Below are 252 nucleotides of genomic sequence, written 5' to 3' on the forward strand. Positions count from 1 at the left end.
CTGAGGTCTAGGCCTTGTTCTTTGGCTTGGGTGATGAGGTTTTGGGCGAGTTGGTGTTCTGTTGTCATGGTGTTATTTTCTCCTGTTGGGGTTGGGAGGGTTTACACCGTTTTCCTGACAGTCCCTTGCGGTGATACGGCTGATGGTGTCTTTACTGATGCTGGCCCCATAGATTTGCTCGAAGTGGGCTGCGATGTCACCGTAGGTGAGTCCTTTGGCGGCCAGGGAGAGGATGATTTCATCGACGTTTTT

1 pseudogene is annotated in these 252 nt (G+C 51.6%); it reads right to left on the bottom strand.

The window, feature by feature from the left end:
* Positions 1-111 precede the first annotated feature (111 nt).
* A pseudogene (locus tag L7A20_RS11935) lies at positions 112-252 on the bottom strand (transposase); the annotation flags it as partial.

The organism is Rothia nasimurium, from assembly GCF_928381415.1.
Taxonomy (GTDB): domain Bacteria; phylum Actinomycetota; class Actinomycetes; order Actinomycetales; family Micrococcaceae; genus Rothia; species Rothia nasimurium_H.